The organism is Bacillus sanguinis (assembly GCF_018332475.1).
In the GTDB taxonomy this organism is placed as follows: domain Bacteria; phylum Bacillota; class Bacilli; order Bacillales; family Bacillaceae_G; genus Bacillus_A; species Bacillus_A sanguinis.
Window position 1 is genome coordinate 1 of record NZ_BOQB01000285.1, and the last position, 6,819, is coordinate 6,819.

General features: G+C 35.3%; 6 protein-coding genes. All 6 read right to left on the reverse strand.

Features of this window, described 5'->3' with window-relative positions; translation table 11 throughout:
- Positions 1-299: 299 nt before the first annotated feature.
- The 6 genes from KI369_RS24015 to KI369_RS24040 are packed head-to-tail and all read right to left on the reverse strand — an operon-like array spanning position 300 to position 6,745.
- Complete coding sequence (locus tag KI369_RS24015) at positions 300-1,445, reverse strand: hypothetical protein (RefSeq protein WP_212957707.1); 1,146 nt, start codon at positions 1,443-1,445, stop codon at positions 300-302.
- Positions 1,442-2,779 carry a F390 synthetase-related protein gene (locus tag KI369_RS24020; protein WP_212957709.1) on the reverse strand — a complete coding sequence of 446 codons (1,338 nt, stop codon included), beginning with the start codon at positions 2,777-2,779 and terminating at the stop codon, positions 1,442-1,444. Before KI369_RS24020 ends, KI369_RS24015 begins: the two co-directional genes overlap by 4 nt.
- Complete coding sequence (locus tag KI369_RS24025; protein WP_212957711.1) at positions 2,772-3,623, reverse strand: MBL fold metallo-hydrolase; 852 nt, start codon at positions 3,621-3,623, stop codon at positions 2,772-2,774. The genes KI369_RS24020 and KI369_RS24025 overlap by 8 nt, the downstream gene beginning before the upstream one ends.
- Positions 3,620-4,606, reverse strand: a complete 987-nt coding sequence (locus tag KI369_RS24030) for an NAD-dependent epimerase/dehydratase family protein (protein WP_212957713.1) — start codon at positions 4,604-4,606, stop codon at positions 3,620-3,622. The genes KI369_RS24025 and KI369_RS24030 overlap by 4 nt, the downstream gene beginning before the upstream one ends.
- Positions 4,603-5,766, reverse strand: coding sequence for an ATP-grasp domain-containing protein (locus tag KI369_RS24035; RefSeq protein WP_212957715.1), 1,164 nt, complete (start codon positions 5,764-5,766; stop codon positions 4,603-4,605). Before KI369_RS24035 ends, KI369_RS24030 begins: the two co-directional genes overlap by 4 nt.
- A complete protein-coding gene (locus tag KI369_RS24040) occupies positions 5,756-6,745 on the reverse strand; it encodes a beta-ketoacyl-ACP synthase III (protein WP_212957717.1) in 990 nt (329 codons plus the stop codon). The genes KI369_RS24035 and KI369_RS24040 overlap by 11 nt, the downstream gene beginning before the upstream one ends.
- Between the last annotated feature and the right edge of the window lie 74 nt (positions 6,746-6,819).

Below are 6,819 nucleotides of genomic sequence, written 5' to 3' on the forward strand. Positions count from 1 at the left end.
AATCAGTGGGGGTTTTCTTCATCCCCCACTGATTATTAGTCGAACCAATCGGACTTTAATGGGCAGCCCGCCCCCCACCTAACTTCTTTGCTTTCGCTGAATTTTGAGGTGGGGGTCTTACTGCCCATTAAAGTGGGATAAAAAAGAGAACTACTCTTCAAGCACTTCTCTCTTTCATCCAAACGATACATATAAAATAAATTATTAAAAATATACTATATAAACTCCATAACGTAGGTATTGCAGCTACACTTAAACAAAGTGTTTCAGGTAACAAGCAACCATAAAAGTCTTTTTGTTTAAAAGCGATGTTTTTTTGCCATCGGTTCTATATATGTATTTAATATCCACATTAATACTTTCCATACCTTTTGTTGGCTAGGTGGTAAATGAGCGTTATATACATAACTGTATTCAATTTGCTGTGTTGCACCACGATTTCGTTTAAACTCTCCAGCCCCAGCACTACAATGACAAATTAAATCTTTTTCGATAGAATCCATTGTAATAAGGAGGGAAAGTATACGATATAAACCTTGTTGCTGGTCAGAGTTTGTATGATAGCCAAGGATTGGCGTTGTCATAACTCCGTCCCTAATAAAATAAGCAATGACACCATCAATTGTATTCCCTTTTTTTATGGCCTTTATCTCAAATAAACGATGCTGAAGAGCATTCCATAAATAAGCGGGTGTAAACATTGGGTTATGGGCGGAATATTTTTCAATATATAGTTGGTTGTATAGCTGGGAAATTTGTAAAATATCCTCCCTTGTTAATTCTTCATTCGTAATAATTTCATAATTGCTTTTCTCTAATAAACTTTTATCATTTAATAAGTCTTTTCGTTTTTTTCGATTCATTTTTTTATAGTGTTTCGGATCAAATAAGTATATAGAACGAGACATAATTTTATTGTAACCGACTGTAGATAGTGCTTCTGTCGTTGCGGGATATAATTTGTTATTTAAAGAGCGAAATAGAATAGTATGCTCTGGAAATTTCTCAACTAATACTTTCGTTATTTGTTCGATTTGTTGTTCGTTGATAGAGTGATAAAGATTTGTTGAAAGCATCCAATTATTTACGACAATTACTTTATTAATATTCGTTCGTCTTAGCCAACTTCCCATAAGATGAATCGGATAGGTTAATAGCTTCTCTAGCCATGGTTTTTTCAACTCCCATAGTTCTTCTAACGCATAAGATATGTAATGTGTATAAGGAGAACATACATATGAATTTTCGAACTCTGCGTTATTAAGAGTAACTGGCAAGATGAGATCATCAATTTCTAATAGAAAGAGCTGCGTGTTAACATTTTCAATAAATGCTGTAACGCCCTTTTGAAAAAGAGGCAAGAAACTATCTCGTACATACGCTCCATCTTTTTTTGATTCCCAATCAATGCTATGCAAAGAATGAACATCATGTAACTGAATCATTTATGTTCACCACGCCTTACAAAACTTTCTATTCTTTTTAATTTTTTATCATATACTTGAATATCGTAATGTGAAAAGAAAAAATGTGGTATCGCACACTCTTTCGTAGACCATAGTGCATGTAACTCTTGCAGTACATTGGATTCACATAATTCGATATCTTCAGGTAGTGCTTTAAGTTTAATTTCAATTTTATCTACGCTGTGCTGTATTACTTTAAATTCTTGAATTTCATTAGATGCAAACAAAATTGCTCTTCTAATGAAATCTGGAAAAATAAATATTTCGCTATGATCCAATTCACTTATTCCAATGAATATATCGTCACATCGACCATCAATACGTTCTAACGCTAAGAAAGGCGAACCACAGCTGCACGGCGTTTTTTTCTCAATTAATATGTCATTGAGACGATAGCGTATAATAGGCTGTGTTTTCCTCATGAAATCAGTAATTATGGGAACGAATATCCCTTTCTCTTGATCTAAGTATTCTTTTTCAATATGAACGAGGTCTTCATTCATGTGTAATGTCCCCTGCTTGCAGGTGGTAGCAAGAAAGCCTTCTGTACATTGGTAAACTTGGTGTATCGTCTGCTTGAAAGTTGCAGAAATAAAGTCTCTATCAATATCTTCAAGCACTTCTGCTACAGAGATAATTTTCTTAGGACAAATTGTAATCAGTCCTTCTTGCTGCCAGTAAGCAATTTTCCGTAACATAGACGGAGGTGCAATTAAAATAGATGGCTTTACTTCATTTAATCGCTTGATATGCTGTTGAAACGAATCTAGTAAATCAAAAAAATGAAATGAGATTCGCTTATTTTTTGTCGCTTCGTATAAATTGCTATTTGCACGTAAGAAAAAAGCAATCGTGTGTTTATGTAGAATGCTAGAAGGAAGCACCTTTCCAATAATCGAGCCAGCCCACAACGTTTGTTCTTCTTCGGAAACGAGAAAAACCCCACGATTTCCACTAGTGCCTGATGATAAACCGACAGTTATATTACGAATGGTTGGTGAGAAATTCCGGGTCTTCTCTGCTTCAAATGCTACATGAAACGCTTCTTTCTTTGAAATATGTACTGTATTTAGTGTATCAAAATGTTCCATCATTACTTCTTTATCAATAATGGGGAGTGCAGACAAATTTCCCTTTTGAATTTCATGTGAAAACGGCTTATATAACTGGCGATAAAAAGGCGACGCTTCTATCGTGAACAAAAGTTGTTTTTCTATTTGTCGTTTATGAAACTGTTCCACTTGTTTGCGATTTGAAAATCTCAAGCCATATTTTGTTTTCAAGTATTGCTTGAGAATCCGTAGTTTATTCATAGTACACCCCTGCTTTAATTTTATCCCATGTATGTTCACAATGAGTTGGTACAATTTCAATCTCAGGTGATGTTTGTGATAAATGGTGTAACTTCTCAATATTCTTTCGATAAGACTTTGGATCGCTCGTTAAAAGGTTGGCAATCTTACTAGGAAATACAAGGTTTTGATACGTTTTACTTAGCCACACTGCGTCTGCACAAAGAAAGACAATTTTATTACTCTGTAATTGGACGAATATACCAAATTGACCAGTTGCATGTCCTGTTAAGTCAACAGCAAATAATGAGCCATCATTAAATACATCATAGCCCTCTTCAAACTTTCCATATGTAGAAGGTAAGTTAAGGGATGGAGTTTGATCAATAAATGACATCCTCTGCTCTAAATCCATCGGCAGTGTATCTTTTAGACACCCTTTTAATAGAGCACCAAACTTACTTCTCTTTTTAATATCTTCATAAGCTTTTGCGAAGGTTAATATTTTCGCTTTTGGAAAATCGGGTAAACCAGCTGTATGATCGCCATGAAAATGAGAAAGAATAATATATTTAATTTCTTCTGGCTGAATACCATCAAAAAGAAGTTGCTGTTTAATAGATTGCTCTTCCGTAAAATGTACAGGCGTCAGTTTTGCATATACAGAGTAAGGGAATTTTTTTGTCGCTTCTTTAAAGTGTCCTGCATATCCAGTATCAAATAAAATATATCCTAATTCTGGATGATGGAGTAATCCTACTGTTGCTGGAAAACAGATTTGTTTCCAACTGCCCTTGGAGTATGCGATTTTTTCTGGATGTGTGCAATATCCTGTATCATATAGCTTTAAAGAGTTGATTTTCATTGTATCTTCCACCAGTCTACAAATTTTGTAATTCCTTCTTCTATACTGACCTTTGGAGCATATCCTAGTTCTTCTTTAGCTTTATCAATACTTAACGTCTGGCTTTTTGAAAGGACGCTAACAGTATACTTTGTAAGAATAGGTTCTTTTCCGAATAAAATAGTTTTTGAGATTCCTTCTAATATAGCTGCTAGTGTAAAAGCAGTTTTGTAGGAAATTTTTTTATATCGTACTTCCTTATCAAGGCGCTTCATTACATTTTCTATGACCTCATATAAATTTACACGTTCGTCATTTGTTATATTGTATTTTTGCCCTAATGTATGTTTTGGGGAATGCATACAAAGAAGTAAAGCATCTACAACATTCTCAACATACGTAATATCAACAAGAACATTTTCTGTACCAATTCTCGGTAAAGCCCCTTTTTCACATACTTTAATAAGACGTGGAAGAATCGCATTATCTCCTGGTCCGAATAAAGCGCGCGGGCGTATTGTGATAACTGGTAAACCATGCGCGAAAGCTTGATCAATAGCTTGTTCAGCCATGTACTTCGTTGTTGCATAATGATTTACAAACGTATTAGGAAGTTTCGCATTTTCTACTACATTTTGTCGCTCATCATAATAGAAATAAATACTTGGTGTTGATACGTGGATAAGGCGTTTTATACCGTACTTTTGACTTCCCTCGATAATATGTTTCGTTCCTAACACATTCGCATTATAAAAACCTTCATATTTGCCCCAAGGGGAAGAAAGTGCGCCACTATGAAAAATATAATCTTTATCTTTACAAACTTGTAGCACACGCTCCCTGTCTTCAAGAGGACAATAAACAAACTCGATTCCATTTTGTTCTAATACCTTACCGATTCCTTTATTTCTTCCCGTTGCCGTTACTTCATAGCCCATATTCTTCAGTCGAAAGGCGAGTTTTTGTCCTAGAAAGCCCGTTCCACCAGTTACTAGCATCTTCATAAATCTTCACCATCCCACGATATGTCATATGTTGTTTGCTCTAAAATAGTCCGTTCCTGTTTATAACTTTCACGCCATAATTTATACATGCTAAAAAACTGATAAAAAAATGGTTTCCAATCATTGTGACGATAAACGATATCTGGATATGAGCATAGAACTTTTAACCATCGCTTACGTTTTTGATTACTTTTTAAATAAGGAAATCCATATAAAAGCATTGCTAACCGAATTGCACACTCCGAATTTTGTTTTGGAATAAATGAATCGTTTACTTTTTCATTAAAAAAAGCGGGCAATATTTCCTCATCGAATACATGTAATCCACTTGTAGCACGTGGATTACATTCAATTGGAATCGCATCTCCAGCCTCTGTAACGATAAAATCAAAGGCAATTTGTCCTGAGAAATTTAGCTCTTTTACAATATGCGTAACAAACTGATCAATTTTAGGATGATTCATATGCTTAAACGCGATGGTAGCACCTAAGCCTGCCGTAAATTCCGTTTTATACGTAGAGTGAGCTAACACTTCCCCAGATTGTGCAATACTGTAAGAACAATGCTGCGTTCCTTGTATAAACTCTTGTATAATATAATTCGACTTATGTGTCATGCTTTCTTTTAGAGCATCCTCTTTTGTAATAAATTCCACTTTATCAGAAAAACGGGAGTAAATCGGCTTTAATACAAAAGGAGTATGAGCTGGTGTTTTGTGCATCATTGACCTTATCGCTTCTTCATTATTTATTCTATAAGTCGCAGGTACTTGCCATCCTAAATTCTCTACGAACTGAATAAACTCCCACTTATTATGCAGTAATGAAAGTTTTTGAAAATCATCTACTAATACATGACAACATGCACTTAATTCCTCTCTATATTTAGATATATAAAACACTTCTTCACAAGTTGGAATAAGCAAATCTACATTGTGACGTTGAATAATGGATAGTAGCGCACGGATACTTTCATTTGTTTTCCACTTTGGAGATGGGATTTCATAAAAGTAATCCGTACTCTTTGAAACTTTACTTAACGGATAAGGAATACTATCTGCAATAATAACGGTATGTCCAGCGTTATGAAACAGTCTGCACAAATGCAAAGTTGCTGGTGCACGTGCCCCTGTAATTAATACTGTTTTCTTAGTATTCAAGAAGGATGCCCCCGATAGAAAGACCCGCAGAAGTACCTAGTAATAGTATTTTATTTCCGCGTTGCACTTTCTTTTGCTTAATCGCCTCGAAAAGAGCGATTGGAATAGATGCGGAAATCATATTACCATAGTCTTCAAAAATGGTCATAAAGCGTTCTTCATCAACCCCTAATTTTTTACGAATGAGTCTCATAGCTGGTCCACTTGCTTGGTGAGGCACAATTAAATCAATATCAGCTAGAGAATAACCAGTATCCATAAGGAGCTTGTCGATAAACTTTAACAAATACTTAGAAGATAGTTTAAAAATGGCTCTTCCATTCATATCGAACAAGAAGTCTTCTTTGCGTTCCTCACTATACTCCCTAGGATGAATCATCGTTCCGCCGCCACGAATTTCTGATAAATGCGCACCAGAGCTATATGTTTCCATATGGGAAGCAATAATAGAAGATGAATGATCGCCTTTTGTTATGACAACAGCTGCCGCACCGTCACCGAATAAAATACTGCTTTCATTTTGTCCCCAATTTAATCCAACAGAAGAAATTTCAGAAGAAATAATAACAACATTTTTGTATCTCCCGCATTCAATTGCGTATGAAATTGTATCAAGTGCTGTTATGAAACTTAAACATGTTGAGTTAATATCAAAACATGGAATACCAGAATGCTGTAGCCCGAGCTGTTCTTGAATAAGTGATGCTGTAGAAGGAATCGCCTGTTGAATCGTACCGCTTCCGCAAATAATACAATCGATATCATCCCAAGTTAACTTAGCATCTTCTACAGCTTTTTTTGCAGCTTCCGCCCCCATATAAGAAGACGTTTCCCCATCAACAAAGTATCGTGTTTTTACCCCAGCTTTTTTTAATGTCCAGCCTTCTGGTACGTCTAACATGTGATCTATTTCAAGAGAATCTACTTTTCGTTTTGGAAGATATGTGCCAATTCCTTTTATACTAATATATCTTTTCATTCTCTATCGCCTCTTAATCTTTTTATAAGTTCAAAAATTCCGTCATATATAACTACTGTTGTGGATACATACAG